This is a genomic window from Streptomyces sp. HM190 (assembly GCF_009857135.1).
Classification (GTDB): domain Bacteria; phylum Actinomycetota; class Actinomycetes; order Streptomycetales; family Streptomycetaceae; genus Streptomyces; species Streptomyces heilongjiangensis.
Genome location: NZ_CP047318.1, coordinates 4198544 through 4215963, shown reverse-complemented (window position 1 = coordinate 4215963; position 17420 = coordinate 4198544). Strand labels below are relative to the sequence as shown.

19 protein-coding genes and 1 tRNA gene are annotated in these 17420 nt (G+C 72.8%); 5 read left to right on the top strand and 15 right to left on the bottom strand.

Annotated elements, in window-relative coordinates; genetic code table 11:
- Positions 1-371: 371 nt before the first annotated feature.
- The 9 genes from GSY65_RS17910 to GSY65_RS34715 form a co-directional block, all read right to left on the bottom strand.
- A complete protein-coding gene (locus tag GSY65_RS17910) occupies positions 372-1292 on the bottom strand; it encodes an RNA polymerase sigma factor SigF (RefSeq protein ID WP_159769723.1) in 921 nt (306 codons plus the stop codon).
- Positions 1293-1857: 565 nt separating this feature from the next.
- A protein-coding gene (locus GSY65_RS17905; protein ID WP_443043178.1) for an IS5 family transposase occupies positions 1858-2732 on the bottom strand; the annotation gives its coding sequence in 2 pieces (ribosomal slippage) (positions 1858-2340 and positions 2343-2732; 873 coding nt in all).
- Between the two features lie 45 nt (positions 2733-2777).
- On the bottom strand, positions 2778-3611 hold the full coding sequence (locus tag GSY65_RS17900) for an RNA polymerase sigma factor SigF (protein WP_159776110.1): 834 nt from the start codon (positions 3609-3611) through the stop codon (positions 2778-2780).
- A gap of 243 nt (positions 3612-3854) precedes the next feature.
- Entirely contained in the window at positions 3855-4148 is a 294-nt protein-coding gene (locus tag GSY65_RS17895; protein ID WP_159769720.1) for a Dabb family protein, read from the bottom strand.
- 46 nt (positions 4149-4194) lie between these two features.
- Positions 4195-4371, bottom strand: coding sequence for a hypothetical protein (locus GSY65_RS33335; protein ID WP_201452577.1), 177 nt, complete (start codon positions 4369-4371; stop codon positions 4195-4197).
- Positions 4372-4492: 121 nt separating this feature from the next.
- Positions 4493-4577, bottom strand: a tRNA-Ser gene (locus GSY65_RS17890).
- A 78-nt stretch (positions 4578-4655) separates the two neighbouring features.
- Complete coding sequence (tadA, locus tag GSY65_RS17885; RefSeq protein WP_236580218.1) at positions 4656-5087, bottom strand: tRNA adenosine(34) deaminase TadA; 432 nt, start codon at positions 5085-5087, stop codon at positions 4656-4658.
- 196 nt (positions 5088-5283) lie between these two features.
- The gene (locus GSY65_RS17880; RefSeq protein WP_159776108.1) at positions 5284-5808 is read right to left on the bottom strand and encodes a tRNA adenosine deaminase-associated protein; all 525 of its coding nucleotides are present in this window, start codon (positions 5806-5808) and stop codon (positions 5284-5286) included.
- A 372-nt stretch (positions 5809-6180) separates the two neighbouring features.
- Positions 6181-6552 carry a hypothetical protein gene (locus GSY65_RS34715; protein ID WP_443043232.1) on the bottom strand — a complete coding sequence of 124 codons (372 nt, stop codon included), beginning with the start codon at positions 6550-6552 and terminating at the stop codon, positions 6181-6183.
- 184 nt (positions 6553-6736) lie between these two features.
- Between GSY65_RS34715 and upp the strand changes: the two genes are divergently transcribed.
- A complete protein-coding gene (gene upp / locus GSY65_RS17870; RefSeq protein ID WP_159769711.1) occupies positions 6737-7372 on the top strand; it encodes a uracil phosphoribosyltransferase in 636 nt (211 codons plus the stop codon).
- Between the two features lie 25 nt (positions 7373-7397).
- On the opposite strand, the gene GSY65_RS17865 is transcribed toward upp, so the two are convergent.
- The 6 genes from GSY65_RS17865 to GSY65_RS17845 all read right to left on the bottom strand — a co-directional run bounded on the left by GSY65_RS17865 (position 7398) and on the right by GSY65_RS17845 (position 11501).
- Positions 7398-8042: a LytR C-terminal domain-containing protein gene (locus GSY65_RS17865; RefSeq protein WP_159776106.1), complete on the bottom strand. Its 645-nt coding sequence runs from the start codon at positions 8040-8042 to the stop codon at positions 7398-7400.
- A 327-nt stretch (positions 8043-8369) separates the two neighbouring features.
- Positions 8370-8666 carry a type II toxin-antitoxin system VapB family antitoxin gene (locus tag GSY65_RS17860; protein WP_003999914.1) on the bottom strand — a complete coding sequence of 99 codons (297 nt, stop codon included), beginning with the start codon at positions 8664-8666 and terminating at the stop codon, positions 8370-8372.
- A 186-nt stretch (positions 8667-8852) separates the two neighbouring features.
- Positions 8853-9005: a hypothetical protein gene (locus GSY65_RS33325; RefSeq protein ID WP_201452576.1), complete on the bottom strand. Its 153-nt coding sequence runs from the start codon at positions 9003-9005 to the stop codon at positions 8853-8855.
- Positions 9006-9088: 83 nt separating this feature from the next.
- Positions 9089-9427 (bottom strand): hypothetical protein, encoded by a 339-nt coding sequence (locus GSY65_RS17855; RefSeq protein WP_159769708.1) that lies wholly within the window; start codon positions 9425-9427, stop codon positions 9089-9091.
- 398 nt (positions 9428-9825) lie between these two features.
- Positions 9826-10419, bottom strand: coding sequence for an HhH-GPD-type base excision DNA repair protein (locus GSY65_RS17850; protein ID WP_159769705.1), 594 nt, complete (start codon positions 10417-10419; stop codon positions 9826-9828).
- A 323-nt stretch (positions 10420-10742) separates the two neighbouring features.
- Entirely contained in the window at positions 10743-11501 is a 759-nt protein-coding gene (locus GSY65_RS17845; protein ID WP_159769702.1) for a siderophore-interacting protein, read from the bottom strand.
- An 84-nt stretch (positions 11502-11585) separates the two neighbouring features.
- On the opposite strand from GSY65_RS17845, the gene GSY65_RS17840 reads away from it, so the two are divergent.
- The 4 genes from GSY65_RS17840 (at position 11586) to GSY65_RS17825 (ending at position 17326) form a co-directional block, all read left to right on the top strand.
- Positions 11586-14015: a penicillin acylase family protein gene (locus GSY65_RS17840; RefSeq protein WP_159769699.1), complete on the top strand. Its 2430-nt coding sequence runs from the start codon at positions 11586-11588 to the stop codon at positions 14013-14015.
- Positions 14005-14649, top strand: a complete 645-nt coding sequence (locus tag GSY65_RS17835) for a GNAT family N-acetyltransferase (protein WP_159769696.1) — start codon at positions 14005-14007, stop codon at positions 14647-14649. The genes GSY65_RS17840 and GSY65_RS17835 overlap by 11 nt, the downstream gene beginning before the upstream one ends.
- On the top strand, positions 14639-15121 hold the full coding sequence (locus GSY65_RS17830) for a cupin domain-containing protein (protein WP_159769693.1): 483 nt from the start codon (positions 14639-14641) through the stop codon (positions 15119-15121). The genes GSY65_RS17835 and GSY65_RS17830 overlap by 11 nt, the downstream gene beginning before the upstream one ends.
- Before the next feature lie 198 nt (positions 15122-15319).
- Positions 15320-17326, top strand: coding sequence for a copper resistance CopC/CopD family protein (locus GSY65_RS17825; protein WP_201452806.1), 2007 nt, complete (start codon positions 15320-15322; stop codon positions 17324-17326).
- Positions 17327-17420 lie beyond the last annotated feature (94 nt).

The following is a 17420-nucleotide window of genomic DNA, read 5'->3' as shown; positions in this document are numbered from 1 at the left end:
CGTGCGTGCCGGACGCCGCCGGGCAGACGGGACTTTCGAACACGCCCTAGCCGTCCGGCGGGGCGGCGGGCGCCCGCATGTCCGTCTGCCGGGTGTCTGTGGTCCTGCGGCTGCGGGTGGGGCCGTTGCCGGTCGTGCGGTTCCCCGCGCCTCTTGCCGGTGTGAGTGACGCCCGGAGCCCTCAGGGGGTGCGGGGAACCGTACGAGCGACCCCGAGCCGGCCGCCCGTACCGATCCGGTCACCGATCCGTTTGCTCCGCCGCCCCCGCACACCCGTCCGCGCGCACGACGACCGCCGGGATGTCCTGAACGAACGGACATCCCGGCGGTCGTCTCTCTGTCCGGGCGCTGCTCCGCCTCCTGACGAGGGCTCAGTCGGAGATGAGCCCCTCACGCAGCTGGGCCAGGGTGCGGGTGAGGAGGCGGGAGACGTGCATCTGGGAGATGCCGACCTCCTCGCCGATCTGCGACTGGGTCATGTTCGCGAAGAAGCGGAGCATGATGATCCGGCGCTCACGGGGCGGGAGCTTGGCGAGCAGCGGCTTGAGCGACTCGCGGTACTCGACCCCTTCGAGAGCGGTGTCCTCGTAGCCGAGGCGGTCCGCGAGCGAGCCCTCGCCGCCGTCGTCCTCGGGGGCGGGTGAGTCGAGCGACGACGCCGTGTACGCGTTGCCGACCGCGAGGCCGTCGACGACGTCCTCCTCCGACACGCCGAGGACGGCGGCGAGTTCGGTGACCGTCGGGGAGCGGTCGAGCTTCTGCGACAGCTCGTCGCTGGCCTTGGTGAGGGCCAGGCGCAGCTCCTGGAGGCGGCGCGGGACCCGGACCGACCACGAGGTGTCGCGGAAGAACCGTTTGATCTCGCCCACGACCGTCGGCATCGCGAAGGTCGGGAACTCCACGCCCCGTTCGCAGTCGAAGCGGTCGATCGCCTTGATCAGGCCGATGGTGCCGACCTGGACGATGTCCTCCATCGGCTCGTTGCGCGACCGGAAACGGGCGGCCGCGTAGCGCACCAGCGGGAGGTTGAGCTCGATGAGGGTGTCCCGGACGTAGGCGCGCTCGGGGCTGTTCTCGTCGAGGGCGGCGAGCCGCAGGAACAGGGAGCGGGACAGGGTGCGGGTGTCGATGTTCGCCGAGGCCGGCAAGGCCGGGAGCTCAGGCGCCGGCGGAGCCTGGGTGCCGGGAAGGTCCTCGAGCTCCTGAAGGTCCTGAGGGGCCTGGATAGCGTCGGGCGCGGTCTCGCTCTTGGCGAGCGTGAGCACCTTCGAGCTGCCCTGGTCTGCGGACATGCCACCCCCTTTGGGTCGCGGACGGTCGCGGCGGACGCTCCGTCGTAAGGAACGCAGCCTCCACCTGAATACCGGCGGCGAGGCCACGGCAAACGCGCTGGGGGAAGAATGTCACACGTCGGCAACGCGATGTAGTGACATGTCGACATGGAGCGGGGTAATTCGCCCTGGAAACAGATGGTCTGACGGTGTTTCGGCCCATAACTGACTGAAAGGGCCTCGGTGTGTGATTCGCTCTCCGAGGTGATGCGTCGACAGCGCATTCGGTTGGACCAGATGGCCTGGGCACGTGTGCTCGTGGCCCATTCTGTGCGCCCCGCCTGCCTTCGTGCGCCCCGCGTGCCCCACGGTCCCTCCGGGCCGGAACGAGGATCGCCGGTTACCGACGGTCACGCCGACGCCCCCGCTTGCGGTACCCGGAAGGGCCGGCCTCGTTCCGGGCGCCCGCTACCGCCGGGGACGGGTGCCGCGCCTGCCCCGAAGCCGCATGGAGCTCGATGCGGCCTGGAGCTCCATGCGGCCCGGGACTCGATGAGCCTTCTAGGGCGTGTATCGAATGTGCTGGTCACAGCCATTCATTGATGGCCGCTACGAGGACGGTCGCCTCGTAGCGGACCGCGAGCTTGTCGTACCTCGTGGCCACGGCCCGGTGCCTTTTGAGGCGGTTGATGCCGCACTCGACCGCGTGCCGAGCCTTGTAGTCCTGCGGGTCGAACTTCGGCGGTCGGCCGCCGCGCGAGCCGCGTTTCTTGCGGTTGCGGGCCTGGTCGGCCTTGTCCGGGATGGTGCAGCGGATCCTGCGCTGCCGCAGGTAAGCGCGGTTCTTCCGGGAGGCGTACGCCTTGTCGGCGCGCACACGATCGGGCCGGGTGCGCGGCCTGCCTGGGCCAAGACGCGGGACGCGGATCTTGTTCAGGACAGGCTCGAACTGCGGGGAGTCGCCCCGCTGGCCGGCCGTGATCACGATGGACATGGGCTTCTGGCCTTGTTCGACGGCCAGGTGCAGCTTGGTGGTCAGGCCACCGCGCGAGCGGCCGAGGCCGTGGTCGTCGGGCTCGACGCCGACGCCGCCGGGCGGCTCCTTCTGCAGCTCCCCTTTTTCCTTGCCCCGGCGGCGTGCTGGTGGGCCCGACACACCGTGGAGTCGACGTTGATGTCCCAGGTGATCAGCTCTTTCGCGTCGGCCCGGGCCTGGAGCGCGGTGAAGATCCGATGCCAGGTGCCGTCCCGCTGCCACCGCCGGAACAAGTCGTACGCCCGGCCCCACGGCCCGTACTCGGCGGGCAGGTCCCGCCACGGAACGCCAGTACGGACCCGGAACCGTATGCCGTCGATCAGCTGCCGCCTGGCCCACGTCGGCGGCCGTCCGGGCTTCTTGCCCTTCGGCAACAGCGGTTCCAGCACCGCCCATTGCGCGTCCGTCAGATCTCCACGTGCCACGAAGCAAGATCATCTCACGTTCAAGATCCACTTTCGACACACACCCTAGGACTCGATGCGGTTCGCCGACCGCAGGCGCGCGAAGCTCCGGGCCAGCAGCCGGGACACGTGCATCTGGGAGACGCCCAGCTCCGCGCTGATCTGCGACTGCGTCAGGTTGCTGTAGTAGCGGAGCAACAGGATGCGCTGTTCGCGTTCGGGGAGCTGGACGAGGAGGTGCCGTACGAGATCGCGGTGTTCGACGCCGTCGAGTTCGGGGTCCTCGTAGCCGAGCCGGTCGAGGAGCCCCGGCATTCCGTCGCCCTCCTGGGCGGCCTCCAGCGAGGTCGCGTGGTAGGAACGGCCGGCCTCGATGCAGGACAGGACCTCGTCCTCGCCGATCCGGAGCCGCTCGGCGATCTCGGCGGTCGTGGGGGTCCGGCCGAAGGCGGTCGTGAGGTCCTCGGTGGCGCCGTTCACCTGGACCCAGAGCTCGTGGAGCCGGCGGGGGACGTGGACCGTGCGGACGTTGTCGCGGAAGTAGCGCTTGATCTCGCCGACCACGGTCGGCATCGCGAACGTCGGGAACTGCACGCCCCGGTCGGGGTCGAAGCGGTCGATGGCGTTGATCAGGCCGATGGTGCCGACCTGGACGACGTCCTCCATGGGCTCGTTGCGGGAGCGGAAGCGGGCGGCCGCGTACCGCACGAGCGGGAGGTTCGCCTCGATGAGCGCCCCGCGTACGCGGTTGTGCTCCGGGGTGCCCGGTTCCAGGTGCTTGAGCTGGCCGAAGAGCACCTGGGTCAGGGCGCGGGTGTCGGCGCCGCGACGTTTCTCCTGAACGGGGGCTTGGGTCTCTTCCTGGGGTGGCGCAGTACTGGCCGACACGGTCAACGCCACCTCTTCATCGATCAACTCATCAATTCAACCGTCAAAAGCGGTCATAGCATCACAAGACATGTGCACTGTGATCAAGCACCTCATATAGCCGTGTTGAGGGAGAGTGAGGACCGTGCCGGGCAATCGGGGGAACCGGCGAGCCGGGCACGACGAAGCCCCGCACCTTCGAGTGGTGCGGGGCGGGGTGGTGCGGACGTGCCGCACGGACCTGCCGTACGGACCTGTGGGCGGGGGCCCGGCGGGTCAGTACTCGTAGTCCGCGATCACCCAGGTGGCGAACTCCCGCCACAGGGCGACGCCGGCCTGGTGGTCGGGGTGCTCGACGTACCGGCGCAGGGCGTCCGCGTCGTCGAACGCCGAGTTGATCGCGAAGTCGTACGCGATGGGCCGGTCGCTGATGTTCCAGCCCAGCTCCCAGTGGCGCAGCTCCGCGATGGTGCCGTCGAGCGCCCGGAAGGCCTTCTCGCCCTCGACGACGCGCGGGTCGTCCCGCTCGACGCCCTCGTTGAGCTTGAACAGGACCAGGTGGCGGATCATGAGGGTGCTCCTGGGGAGTCGTGCGAGGCGGGGGTGCGGCTGGGCCCTATGCGGCCCCGTCGGCGATCCACGTGAAGAAGTCGCCGATGGACTGGGCGGCGGTAGAGATGCCCTCGAACCCTATCTGGACGTAGTCGGCGGCCTTCTCCGGGTCGGTGATGATCACGTACAGCACGAAGACCACGAGCACGTACACCGCGATCTTCTTCCCCTGCACCGCCACAGCGGCCTCCCCCGCCTCATGTGTCCCTGTCCACCGGCGGCGAGTGTAACCCGATCATGCGTTCGCAGGAGGTCCCCGGAACGCAGGAAGGACCCCACCTGACGGCGGGGCCCTTCTTCAGCGGTAGCGGAGGGATTTGAACCCTCGGTGACTTGCGCCACACTCGCTTTCGAGGCGAGCTCCTTCGGCCGCTCGGACACGCTACCGAGGGAGACCTTACAGCAAGGTGGGGCGTGCTTTGAAATCGATAGACGGGGACGCCCGGGTGCGCAGCGGCGGGCGGTTCAGCGGAGGCGGAAGAAGTCCGTGAGGAGCCGGGCGCAGTCGTCGGCCAGGACGCCCTCGACGACCTCGGGGCGGTGGTTGAGGCGGCGGTCGCGTACGACGTCCCAGAGGGAACCGGCCGCGCCGGCCTTCTCGTCGCGGGCGCCGTAGACGACCCGGTCGACCCGGGACTGCACGATCGCGCCGGCGCACATCGTGCAGGGTTCGAGGGTGACGACCAGGGTGCAGCCGGTCAGCCGCCACGCGCCGAGCGCCGCGGCGGCCCGGCGGACGGCCAGTACCTCGGCGTGGGCCGTCGGGTCGCCGGTCGCCTCGCGCTCGTTGTGCCCGGTGGCCAGGACGGTCGTACCGTCCGGGCCCAGGACGACGGCGCCGACCGGGACGTCGCCGCCCGCGGCGGCCCGACCGGCCTCGTCCAGGGCGAGCCGCATCGCGGGCCGCCAGCGGTCGCGTACCGGATCGGGGCCCGGTGCCTCTGCGTCGGTTGCTTCGGTCACCCGGGGAACCTAGCGGATCGGCCGCCGACGGGCCGTCGCCGAGCCGCCGCCGAGGTGCTGGGAGTCACGGGGAAGCCGCCTCGTCGCCGGGCCGTCGTGACGAGACGGGCCCGGCGACGACCAGGCACTCCTAGCGGACCGTCTCCAGGACCTCCGAGGCGCCCAGGGCCTCGGCGATGGAGTTGAGGGCGTCGTCGGCGTCGAGGGCGCGCAGTTCCTTCTCACTCACTCCCAGGTCGTCGAGGATCCCGGTGTCGCCGACCGGGCTGTGCGGTACGGCGTCGGCGGCCGCGTCGTCGTCATCGCTGTCGGGCTCACCGTCCTCCGTACCGTCGAGGTCTAGGGAGTCCAGGTCGGGTACGTCGTCTCCGGGCTCCCTTCCGAGCAGTTCGGCGGTGAGCAGGATCTCGCCGTAGCTGCTGCGGGCAGCGGCGGCGGCGTCGGAGACGTAGATACGAGGGTCGTCCTCACCATCGATGCGGACGACGCCGAACCAGGCGTCCTCCTGCTCGATGAGCACCAGCACCGTGTCGTCGTCGGGCGAGGCTTCACGGGCCAGGTCGGCCAGATCCGACAGGGTCTCCACATCGTCGAGCTCTGTGTCGCTCGCTTCCCACCCGTCTTCGGTGCGCGCGAGCAGTGCGGCGAAGTACACCGTGACTCTCCCACTGGTCATAGGCGTGCCGGTTGGGGGTCCCCCCGGCGGAGGTCGATGGGCGGGGAGTGCTGTCCTCCGAGCCCCACCCACTCGGAATCGTGGCAGAAACAGAGCGCCCAGGGGACGTCTTCGGCTCCCTGTGTCCGGCAGTTTTGATCGCCGGCCGGGCACGGCGTTCACCTGCGCACCTGTTGCCGCCACGTGCGGATCGTACGCGCAGTTCCCCGCTGCATATGCACGGCCACCCCGTGAGCGTCCCGCGCATGCCCCGTGAGCGGCCCCCGTACGGCCCGAGCGGGGGCCGTGCGGGTGTGTCGGACGGGGGTGTTCGGGGGTTTACAGGGGGTGCTCGTGGTGCTGCCGGGCGGGCTACCAGCGGAAGGTGCGCATGCGCATCGCGTGCCGCAGCCGGGCCGCCTTGGCCCGGCGCGGCTGCACCCGGTCGCGCAGTTCCCGTGCCTCCGTCAGTTCCCGCAGGAACTGGGCCCGGCGCCGTCTCCGCGCGGCGTCGCCCCGCTCGTCGGGGTCTGCGGCGCCCGCTTCGGGGTTGGCCTCCGCCGGTCCCCGCAGGTCCGGCTCCCGCAGGTCGGTGCCCGGAGGTTCCGTGCCTCGCGGGCGTTCGCCGTCCGCCGTGTGCCGCGGGTCTCCGTCCGCTGCTCGCTGTCCTTCCCCGTTCGTCCCCCGTGACCGCGTCCCGGCCGTCCTTCGTGAACGCCGGGACTCGTCGTCCACTCCCGCCATGGGCTCACCACCGTCCGGCATCGGCTCACCACCCCGCCATGTCCCTCCCACTTTCCCTCCGACGGCGGGTTTGATGCCATCAGAAGGGTGAACCGCGCCGGTCGGGGTTGCTGCGCGGCGGGCGGACGGTTCCGCGCCCGGGGACGGGGAGCTCGGTGCCGCCGCCCCCGTTACTGTTGTGGTCATGCGTCTCCACGTCGTCGACCACCCCCTGGTCGCCCACAAGCTCACCACGCTGCGCGACCAGCGCACCGACTCCCCGACCTTCCGCCGTCTCGCCGACGAGCTGGTCACCCTGCTCGCCTACGAGGCCACCCGTGACGTGCGCACGGAGCAGGTCGACATCGAGACGCCGGTCGCCCGGACCACGGGCGTCAAGCTCTCGCACCCGCGCCCCCTGGTGGTGCCGATCCTGCGCGCCGGCCTCGGCATGCTCGACGGCATGGTCCGGCTGCTGCCGACCGCCGAGGTGGGCTTCCTGGGCATGATCCGCAACGAGGAGACGCTGGAGGCGTCCACGTACGCCACGCGGATGCCCGAGGACCTCTCGGGGCGTCAGGTGTACGTCCTCGACCCGATGCTCGCCACCGGCGGCACCCTGGTCGCCGCGATCCGTGAGCTGATCGCCCGGGGCGCCGACGACGTGACCGCCGTGGTGCTCCTCGCCGCGCCCGAGGGCGTGGAGGTCATGGAGCGCGAGCTGGCGGGCACCCCGGTGACGGTCGTGACCGCCGCGGTCGACCAGCACCTGAACGAGCACGGCTACATCGTGCCCGGCCTGGGCGACGCGGGGGACCGGCTGTACGGGGCGGCCGAGTAGGGACCGCCCGGTCCCCTCGCGGGGCTCAGCAGGTCTTCGTCGGAGTGGGCGTCGGCTTGGGCCTGGTCAGTTCGGCCAGGGCCGCGTCGGCGTCCTTCTGCTTGCTGAGGGCCTTGAACCCGGTGCCGATGACGAGGTCGACCTCGGTGGCCTTCTTCCGGTCGTCGGTCTTCAGCCGGGCGCCGGTGAGCTGGGTGTTGAGGACGGGCAGCGCCGTGTCCTCGGCCGCCTTCGCGCCGAGCAGCAGGGCGGCGCCCTTGACCTTCTTGTCGTACTCCTCGGTCGCGTTGCCCACCTCCCCGATGCGGAAGCCGCGCTTCTTGAGTTCCTCGGCGGTGTCCTTGGCGAGGCCCGAGCGGGGTGTCGCGTTGAGGACGTTGACGGTGATCTTCCCGGGCGCCGGGTACGACTCCGGTGTGCCGGACGGCTTGCGGCCCGCCTCGCCCGCCGTCGGGGAAGGGCTCACGCGGGCCGAGCAGTCGGCCTTGGGGCCGGCCGCGGCGGCCTGGTCGTCGCCGCCGGTGAAGACGTCGATGAGCTGCAGGGTTCCCCAGCCCGCGAGGCCCAGCGCGGTCGTGGACGCGGCGACCGCGAGCACGAGCCTGCGGCGCCTCTTCGGTCGGCGCAGCCGCGGGTACTTGTCCCCCGTGATCCGGTACTGGCCGCCCATGCCGGGAGGAGTCAGCATGCTCATGGGCGCAGCGTAGTGCCGTTGGGCGGCGATGCCTACTAGATGATCATTGACCGGGCGGCAGTCCAACCCGAAAGGGCCAACCGGTGCCTCGGGGAGGGAGCGGAGCGCTGCGGGCGGCGTACGGCGTACGGCATCCAGGGACCGGGAGCGCGGCGCACCGGAACGCGAGGGCGCGGTCGGAGTGGGCCGGTGGCCCGGTGGTGTGGCCGGCCCCCGACGGCCGTCCGGTCGGTGACCCGGCGGGTCCGATGGATCGGTGGTCCGGTGGTCGGTCCGGCGGGTGGGGCCGGCGGGTGGGGCCCCTCAGTCCAGTTCGAGGACGCGGGCGTGCAGGACCTGGCGCTGCTGGAGGGCCGCGCGGACGGCGCGGTGGAGGCCGTCCTCCAGATAGAGGTCGCCCTGCCACTTCACCACGTGCGCGAAGAGGTCGCCGTAGAACGTGGAGTCCTCGGCGAGGAGGGTTTCCAGGTCCAGTTGCCCCTTGGTCGTCACGAGCTGATCGAGGCGGACCGGGCGCGGCGCGACGTCCGCCCACTGCCGGGTGCTTTCCCGGCCGTGGTCGGGGTACGGCCGGCCGTTTCCGATGCGCTTGAAGATCACACGGAAAGCCTACCGGTCGAGACGTTCCGGGCGCAGCCATGGCGACGGAGTGCGACCCGGCAAAAGGTTCCGTGAATCGGTCAAACGGTGCATTCCCTGTGGCCCGGTGGGGTGCCGCCCCTGCCGTCCCGGCGGTCCGGGCGCCCGGGAACGTACGGCTCCCGGGCGCCCGGACGGCGCCCGGTCTCAGTCGGCCTCGGGGGCCTTCGGGCGGTGTCGTTCCCCGCCCTCGGGGTCCCGGCCGCGTTCCGGGTGCTGCTCGGGGCGTGCCTTGGGCGCGCTGCGCACGGCCTCCGCGCGGAGGAGGGCGCGCAGGACCGTGTACGGGTCGCTGGGCATGGCTGTGTTCCTGTCCTGTGCTGGGTTCTGAGCGGTTTCCGTGCCGCGGTCTCTCGCGGCGGTGAGCTGCGGGAACGGCTCGCTCAGCAGCGCAGGACCACGGAGCGCAGGACGTACGGGGTGCACGCGGACCGGGGCGGGGCCGGTGCGGGACGGGGGCGTTCCGCCCTGGCCGGGACCGGTGAACCGGCGGCGGGGGCCGCCGGGCGGGCCGCGGCGGCGGGCCGCTGGTGGTGCCGGGACGGCGGCCGGGGGGCGGTTTCCACGAGGTCGTACTCGACGAGGGCCGACTCGCTGGACACGGGCGACACGGCACTCGCGTGAGCGGTGCCGTGGGCGGCCGGGAGGGCCAGGGCGAGGGCCAGCACGAGCACACGCAGCCACAGTCGTACGGCGACGGGGGCGTGTGGGGTCGTGCTCACGGGGACTGTCTGCCCGCCGAGCGCCCTTCTCGCATCGAGCCGCCCGAAGAACCCCCTATTCGGCGTACGGCAACGGGCCCTGAGGATGAGCAAGCGGCTGCGGGGTAGGGGCGAAGCCCCCTCCAGGGGCACGGGGAACCGCGCGACCGGCCCCGAAGGTCCGGTGGCCGTCGGACTGCCCCGGCCGCCCCATTTCTAGGGCGGGTCGACAACACCCCCGCGCCGAAACACCGACGGCCGGGCCGACCGCCGGGCCGACGAGCGGGGCGATGGGCCGGGCCGACGGCCGGGGCGATGGGCCGGGCCGAGGGTCGTAGGGCCCCGCCCCCGCCCCCGCCCTCAACGGCGACGGAAGGCCCGCTCGCCTGGCGCGGCCCCCTCAACCGGCGAGACCCGTCTCACCCGGCGCTCTGCTTCTTCGCCTTCGCCGCCGCCTTCATCTCCTGCTTGTGCGCCCGGACCTTGGCGAGCGACTCGGGGCCCCGGATGTCGGCCACGGAACGGAAGGAGTCCGGTTCGCCGTAGGCCCCCGCCGCCTCCCGCCACCCCTCAGGCCGGACTCCGAGCTGCTTGCCGAGGAGCGCGAGGAAGATCTGCGCCTTCTGGCGGCCGAAGCCGGGCAGGGCCTCCAGCCGGGCCAGCAGTTCCCGGCCCGTCCCCGCGTCCGTCCAGACCCCGCTCGCGTCACCGTCGTAGTGCTCCACGAGGTACTGGCAGAGCTGCTGGATCCGCTTGGCCATGGAGCCGGGGTAGCGGTGGACCGCCGGCTTGGCGGAGAGGATCCCGGCGAACGACTCCGGGGACATCGCGGCGATCTCGTGCGCGTCGAGGTCGTCCGAGCCGAGCCGCCCTGCGATGGTCGAGGGGCCCTTGAACGCCCACTCCATCGGCACCTGCTGGTCCAGCAGCATGCCGACCAGCGCGGCGAGCGGACTGCGCCCGAGGAGTGCGTCGGCCTCGGGATCCTGGGCGAGGTGAAGGGTGACGTTCATGCCCCTGATGATGGCCCGGCCACCGTCCCCTCGCAGCCCGGCCACCGCCCCGCCGCAGCCCTGTGCCCGCCAGCCTCGGTCCCTGGGCGTGCCGACCCGCCGCAGCGCGGGTCTCCTCACGGGAGGGCCGGTGCCGCGTGGCCCCGTGCGCCTTCCAGTGCCGCGGCAGGTGACGTTTGCCCGTCGAGGAGCGGCGTCCGGTGCGTGCTCTCGGCGTGCCGGGCGCACGTCCTCGTGCTGGATGTACTCGGGCTTGTGCCGGGTGCGGCGAGAGTGCGTGCCGGGCGTCGCGACGGGGCGCGTTGCCTGACGGGTCAATACAACTAGGGCCGCCAGTACCCCAGCGCCTGTATCCGCTGCTTCGGCAGGCCCAGCTCCTTGCGGAAGTACGCGGTGAGGGAGCGGGTCGTGGCGGTGTCGCAGGCGATCCAGACGTACGGGTCGGGGGTGTCCTCCAGCAGCGCCGGGGCGTCCGACCTGACCCGGGTGACGAGGTGCCGGCCTGCGTCCCTGCGGGGGACCGGGCGGAGGTCGTGGCGGTCGGGGTCGTGGCGCAGCGGGAGGCCGCCCACGCCGTCGGAGCCGTTCTCGGCCGGGGTCTCGAACCAGATCGTCGTGGGGGTCGAGGGCAGCGCGCCCAGCAGCGAGTTGATGGCCGGGAGCGAGGCCGGGTCGCCGATGGCGAGGATGCGGGAGGGGACCGGGTCCGGGTCGGTGAAGCCGGTGCCGTGGACGGTCGCCTCGATCGTGTCGCCCGGCTTGGCGGAGCGCGCCCAGTCGCTGGCCCGCCCCTCGTGGAGGGCGAACTCCAGGCTGAAGGTCCCGGCGGCCGGGTCGGGGTCGACGAGGGTGTACGCGCGCTGGTGCGGGCGGGCCGCGGCCCCCGTCGCCCCGGTGGGCGCGAACCAGAGCCGTACCCACATCGTGGGGTGGACCCCCGTCGCCGCGAGCATGCCGCCGTCGGTGAGGTGGATCCGCCGGTAGTCGTCGGTGACCTGTTCGGCACCCGTGACGGTGAAGACGAAGTCCTTCGCGCGCAGCATTCTGAGGACCGCGCCCTCCCAGCCGTGACCCTGCCCCATGACGCCTGCACCCTTCGCGTACGCTTCCCTCATCATTGATTAGGTGAGGCTAACCTAAACCACAGTGTCACTTCAGGGACAGACATGAGCACCGAGACCTACCGGGACGCCTGGGGCATCCCCCACCTCCGCGCCGCCGACGCCCGTGCGCTCGCCCGCGCCCAGGGGCGGGTCACCGCACACGACCGGGCCTGGCAGTTGGAGGTCGAGCGCCACCGGTCCCAGGGCACGTCGGCGGCCTTCCTCGGTGCGGACGCGCTCGGCTGGGACCTGTTCGCGAGACGGGCGAGACTCGACGACACCGCCAGACGCTGCTTCGCCCGCCTGGAGAGACAGGACCCCGGCACCGCCGACTGGGTCCGCGCGTATGTCGACGGGGTCAACGAGGGGCTCGCCGAAGGGGCCGGGCGCGCACCCGAGTTCGAGCGGACCGGGCTCGCCCCCGGGCGCTGGGAGGACTGGCACCCGCTCGGGGTGTGGCTGGCCACGCACATCCTCTTCGCCGGGTTCCCCGCGAAGCTCTGGCGCGAGGAGGTCGTGCGCCACCTGGGCGCCGACGCCGTGGGCCTGTTCGCCACCGACGGGCCCGGCACCGCGGGGAGCAACGGCTGGCTGGTCGACGGAACTCGTACGGCCACGGGGCGGGCCGTCATCGCCGGTGACCCGCACCGGTTCATCGAGGACCCCGGGGTCTACCAGCAGATCCGCCTCTCCTGCCCCGAGTTCGACGTCGTGGGGTTCGCCGTCCCGGGCCTGCCCGGCATCGCCCACTTCGGCCACACCGGGCACGTGGCCTGGGCGATCACCAACGCCATGGCCGACTACCAGGACCTCTACCGGGAGCGGCTGCGGCGCACCGCGACCGGGGGCGTGGAGGCGCTCGACCCGGACGGGCGGTGGCGGGCCGCGCACCGGCACGTCGAGACCGTCGAGGTCGCCGGCGGGAACCCCGTCGAGGTGGAGGTCGTCGAGACCGCCCGGGGGCCGGTCGTCATCGGGGGCTGCGACCCGCGGGCCGACGCCGAAGCCGGTGCCGGTGCGGATACGGCCACCGACGCGGACGCGGGCAAGGCCGCCGGCGCCGGCGTCGTCGCCGCGGTCGGCACGGGCACCACCGCCGCTTCCGGCGTCGCCTCCGTCGGCCCCGTCAGCCTGCGCTACCCGCCGCGGGTCACCGAGGACCTCGGGATGAGCGCGCTGCTCCCCCTCCTGCGGGCGCGTGAGGTCGCCGACGTGGACCGGGCGCTGGACCTGTGGGCCGAGCCGGTGAACGTCGTGCAGGCCGCGGACACCGAGGGCGGGGTGCTGCACAGGGTGGCGGGGCGGGTGCCGGTCCGCGGCGCGGACAACCGCCGGAGGATCGTTCCCGCGTGGGAGCCGGGCCATGCCTGGGAGGGCTGGCACGAGACGCCGTACGGCACGGTCGAGGACGGCGTCGCCGTCATGGCGAACCAGCGGGGCCCGGCGACCCCGCTCGGCGTGGAGTTCGCGCCGCCCCACCGGGCCGACCGCATCCGGGAGTTGCTGGCCGAGCGGCCGGTCTGGTCGGCGCCGGACATGCCGGCCATCCACATGGACACCCATCTCGCCTCCGCCGGGCCGCTGCTGGACCACCTGGCCGCCCTCCCCGACGGACCCGACGGCTCGGACGGCTCGGACGGCTCGGATGTGCCGGGCGGTTCAGGCGGCTCCGACCGTCTTACGCCGGCCGCGGCCGGTCTGCGTGCACGGCTGCTGGGCTGGGACCGGCGGATGGCGGCCGACAGCGTCGAGGCCGCGGCGTTCGCGGCGGTGCGCGGCGCGGTCGTCCGACGGCTCGCCGCCCAGCCCGCCTTCGCGGCGCTGGCCGCGCCGCCCGCGTACCCGGACGTCTTCCGGCCCTGGCTCTCGCTCACCGTGCGGATCGGGTTCGCGCTCGAACACCTGCTGCGGGCCGAGGAACTGTACGGGATCGACCGCGCAGGGCTCGTGCGGGAGGCGCTGGAGGAGGTGGCGGGCGGCGCGTTCGGGCCGTGGGGCGACAGCCACCGGCTCGCGCCGTGGCGGGCGCTCGACCCCGCCGACCCGTCCGCCGCGGACCCGGAGCCGGGGCTCGCGGGCGACCACGACTGCGTGTTGTGCACCTCCGCCGTCCCCGGGATCACCGACCTCAGCGCGCGTGGACCCGCCGCCCGTTACGTGTGGGACCTGGCCCGGCGCGAGGACAGCCTCTGGGTGGTGCCGTTCGGGGCGTCCGGCGTGACCGGCTCCGCCCACCACCGCGACCAGCTCCCCCTCTGGCTCCGCGGGGAGCTGGTACCGGTCGTGACCGACTGGGACCGGCTCACCCGGGACACCGGGCACGACGAGGACGGCCCGGGCAGCAAGCCCGGTCCGCACGGCAAGCCCAGCAGTGACGGCAGCGACAACAGCGACTGCAACGACATCGGCGGCATCGGCGACAGCAACGACAGCAGCGACCGCAACGACAGCAGCGACAGCAAGGACAGCGAGGAGAACGACGATGAGCGTTGACGCGTACGGCGGTCGCGCGGCCGTCCACGAGCAGGTGATCGACGGCTTCGGCACCGTCCGCGTCCTGCCGCTGGACCCGAAGGCCGACGCGGGTGTCGTCCACGGCTGGGTGAGCGAACCCCGGGCCACGTTCTGGGGCATGAACGGGCTCACCGAGGAGCAGGTCCGGGACGTCTACGCCCACCTCGACACCCTCGACACCCACCACGCCTTCCTCGCGCTGCACGACGGCGCACCCGTCGGACTCCTCCAGACGTACGAGCCGGACGCCGACCGGGTCGGCGAGTGCTACGCCGTCGAGCCCGGCGACATCGGCGTGCACGTCCTGCTGGCGCCCGCCGGACGGGACGGGGCGCGGTCCGGCTGGTCGGCCTCGGTGCTGGCGGCCTTCACGGCGTTCGTGCTGGTCGGCCTGGACCGGCGGCGGGTGGTCGTCGACCCGGACGTGCGGAACGAGAAGGCGATCGCGCGGTTCCTGCGGCAGGGCTTCGAACGGGGGCCGGTGGTCGTGCTGCCGGAGATCGACCTGCCCGACGTGTACCTGCCGGAGAAGCGGGCGCAGCTGGCGTTCCTGCGCCGGGAGACGGTGTTCGGGCGGCAGCCGTCCGGCGTAGCGTGGGCGGGTGACTCCTGAGGACCTGATCGCGCACTACGCGCTGGAGCCCATCCCCTGGGAGGGCGGACGCTTCCGCCAGACGTGGGCGGGGCCCGCGCGGGCCGACGGGCGGCCGGAGGGGACCGCGATCGTCGCCCTGCTCACCACCGAGCCGGGCGACTGCTCGGCGCTGCACCGGCTGCCGGCCGACGAGATCTGGCACTTCCACCTCGGCGACCCCCTCCAGCTGCTCCTCCTGCGCCCCGACGGCTCCTCCGACGCCGTCGTGCTCGGGCCGGACGTGCTCGGCGGGCAGCACGTGCAGTACGTCGTGCCCGCCGGGACCTGGATGGGCGCGCGGGTGCTGGGCGGCGACGGCGCGTGGACGCTGTTCGGCTGCACGATGGCGCCGGGGTTCACGTATGAGGGGTACGAGCACGGCGACGCGGGGGAGTTGGCGCGGCGGTATCCCGAGCGGGCCGCGCTCATCGCGGAGCTGGGGAGGGAATGACGGCGGACGTCCGGGATCCGTGGTGAACACACGCTTCCCGGCGCCCGTACCTACTCGGAGGAATCCGAGCCGGCGACAGTGGATCCGGAGCGCGACGTGGGCCGACGCAGTGACAGGGACGTGAGTCGACAGGACGGAACCGGTGGGGGCCGGACCGGTGGGAGGAGCGTGCGGGGCCTTCCCCGTGTCGGGCGTCTGGTGCTGCTCGGCACCGTGCTGGTGCTGTTCCTGCTCGGCGGCGCCGGGACCGCGTCGGCGCACGCGGCGCTCAAGGGCGCCGACCCCGCCGACGGAAGCGTCCTCGACTCCGCGCCGAAGGACGTCACCCTCACCTTCACGGAACCGGTGAGCCTCCTCCAGGACTCCATCCGCGTCATCGACCCCGAGAACCGCGCGGTCGACACGGGGAAGCCGGGGCGGTCCGGCGACCGGTCCGACACGGCCCGCGTCACCCTGCCCGCCGGTCTGGCCGACGGCACGTACACCGTCGCCTGGCGGGTGATCTCCGCCGACAGCCACCCCATCTCCGGCGCCCTGCTCTTCTCCGTCGGCGAACCCTCCGCCACCTCCGCGACCCTCCCCACCGACCTCACCGAGGACCCCCTCACCGCCTCCCTCTACGACATCACCCGCTACTTCGCGTACGGCGCCCTCGCCCTGCTCATCGGCGTCACCGTCTTCGTGACCGGCGTCCTCGGCCGGGCCAACGGCACGCTCCGCAGGCTGCTCCTGTCCGGCTGGCTGGCCCTGGCGCTGGCCTCGGTGGTCCTGCTGCTCCTGCGCGGACCGTACGAACGGGGCAACGGCGTCGGCGCCGTCCTCGACCCGTCCGTCCTCGCCGGCACGGTCGGCACCCGTCCGGGGCTCGCGCTGCTGGCGCGGCTCGCACTCCTCGCGGGAGTCCTCTTCCTCCTCGTCCGGGTCCGCCGTCAGGAGGACTGGGGGCGGGGCGCGGCCGGTGCCGGGGTGCTGCTCTCGGCCGGGCTCGCCGGGACCTGGGCCGCCGCCGAGCACGCCTCCGCGGGCATCCAGGTGCCGGTGGCGATGACCTCCTCCGTGCTCCACCTGCTCGCCATGGCCGTCTGGCTGGGCGGTATGACCGCGCTGCTGACCGTGCTGTACCGGGCCCCGGAGACGCTGTCGGCCGCCGTCGTCGCCCGCTTCTCCCGCCTGGCCTTCGCCTCCGTGGTCGTCCTGGTCGTCACCGGCGTCTACCAGTCCTGGCGCGGCCTCGGCTCCTGGTCCGCCCTCACCACCACGGCGTACGGCCAGGTCCTCCTCGCCAAGCTGGCCGCGGTCGCCCTGCTGCTGGCCGCGGCCGCGATCTCCCGACGGTGGACGGCGCGGCTGGGAGCGGCGTCGGCCGGGGACGCCGGGCGCGAGCGGGAGGCCGGGGCCTCTCAGGGGGCGGAGGCCGAGGACGGTGCGGAGAACGCCGGGGCCGACGAGGCCGACGAGGCCGACGAGATCGGCAGGACCGTCGGGGCTGCGGTGCACGCCGGGAGCGCGGGAAGGGCCAGGAAGACGTCGGTCGTGGCGGAGACCCGGGTGCCGCAACCGGTGGGGGCGGTGGCCCGTGTGGACGGGGGGACGGGGGCCGACGCGTCCCCGGTCTCCACCACCGATGCCGATGCCGGCTCCGGCTCCGGCTCCGATGCCGGCTCCGGCTACGGCTCCGCCAAGGGCACCGACGCCCCCACCGAACCCGCAGACCCCCACCGTCTCGCCCTGCGCCGCAGCGTGCTCGCCGAGTTCACCGTGGCGGTGATTGTGCTGGTGATCACGACCGTGCTGACGGGCACCCTGCCCGGCCGGGCGGTGGCGGAGAGCGCGCGGGGGACCGGGGCCGCGGCGGAGGACGAGATCACGGCCTCCTCGACCGTCGTACCGTTCGACATGGGCACCCCGAACGGGCACGGCAAGGTCCAGATCGACCTCGGACCGGGCAAGGTCGGCAAGAACTCCATCCAGGCCGTGGTGTTCGGCCCCGACGACGGCATCGCGACCGTTCCCGAACTGCGGCTCACCTTCACGCTGAAGGCGCAGAAGGTCGGCCCGATCGACGCCAAGCTGACCGACCGGGGCGGCTACTGGGCCACCGACACCCTCCAGATCCCCCTGCCGGGCACCTGGACGATGAAGCTGACGGTCCGTACGACGGACATCGACCAGGTCACGGTGGAGAAGAAGGTCAAGGTCGGCTAGGGACTACAGCCCCTGAGGCCCGGCAGCGCCCCCGCCCGCTTCCCCGGCCAGCAGGCGCCGCATCGTCCCCGCCGCGCGGACGGCCGCGTCGGCG

Coding starts and splice junctions, on each gene's coding strand:
- GSY65_RS17910 (WP_159769723.1), bottom strand. CDS start 1,292: ATGTCCGCAGACCAGGGCAGCTCGAAGGTGCTCACGCTCGCCAAGAGC.
- GSY65_RS17895 (WP_159769720.1), bottom strand. CDS start 4,148: ATGATCCGCCACCTGGTCCTGTTCAAGCTCAACGAGGGCGTCGAGCGG.
- tadA (WP_236580218.1), bottom strand. CDS start 5,087: ATGCGGCTCGCCCTGGACGAGGCCGGTCGGGCCGCCGCGGGCGGCGAC.
- GSY65_RS34715 (WP_443043232.1), bottom strand. CDS start 6,552: ATGGCGGGAGTGGACGACGAGTCCCGGCGTTCACGAAGGACGGCCGGG.
- upp (WP_159769711.1), top strand. CDS start 6,737: ATGCGTCTCCACGTCGTCGACCACCCCCTGGTCGCCCACAAGCTCACC.
- GSY65_RS17865 (WP_159776106.1), bottom strand. CDS start 8,042: ATGGGCGGCCAGTACCGGATCACGGGGGACAAGTACCCGCGGCTGCGC.
- GSY65_RS33325 (WP_201452576.1), bottom strand. CDS start 9,005: ATGCCCAGCGACCCGTACACGGTCCTGCGCGCCCTCCTCCGCGCGGAG.
- GSY65_RS17850 (WP_159769705.1), bottom strand. CDS start 10,419: ATGAACGTCACCCTTCACCTCGCCCAGGATCCCGAGGCCGACGCACTC.
- GSY65_RS17845 (WP_159769702.1), bottom strand. CDS start 11,501: ATGGGGCAGGGTCACGGCTGGGAGGGCGCGGTCCTCAGAATGCTGCGC.
- GSY65_RS17840 (WP_159769699.1), top strand. CDS start 11,586: ATGAGCACCGAGACCTACCGGGACGCCTGGGGCATCCCCCACCTCCGC.
- GSY65_RS17835 (WP_159769696.1), top strand. CDS start 14,005: ATGAGCGTTGACGCGTACGGCGGTCGCGCGGCCGTCCACGAGCAGGTG.